Genomic DNA, 351 nt, shown 5'->3' with positions numbered 1-351 from the left:
TATGGGTACTTAGATGTTTCAGTTCCCCACGTTCGCCTCAGAATTAATCTGATCCCTTGTCTTCAACAAGGTAGGTTTCCCCATTCGGATATCTACGGATCAATTCCTATTTGCAAATCCCCGTAGCTTTTCGCAGCTTATCACGTCCTTCTTCGCCTCTGAGAGCCTAGGCATCCCCCGTACGCCCTTATTCACTTAACTCTACTATTCTTATTCTATTTCTCTTATACATTATGTCAAAGAACTTCTGAATCACCTTACGTGATTCTTTGTTTAAATAATTTCAGTAAGATAACAAGCAACCAATATTCACCAGAAAGGAGGTGTTCCAGCCACACCTTCCGGTACGGC

At 42.2% G+C, this 351-nt stretch carries 1 rRNA gene; it reads right to left on the bottom strand.

Annotation, left to right across the window (positions count from 1 at the left end):
* Window positions 1–201: ribosomal RNA gene (locus I5349_RS13625) — 23S ribosomal RNA — on the bottom strand; the annotation flags it as partial.
* Window positions 202–351 lie beyond the last annotated feature (150 nt).

Source organism: Penaeicola halotolerans (genome assembly GCF_016464625.1).
GTDB lineage: Bacteria > Bacteroidota > Bacteroidia > Cytophagales > Cyclobacteriaceae > Penaeicola > Penaeicola halotolerans.
This window is presented reverse-complemented; position numbering and strand designations above follow the sequence as displayed.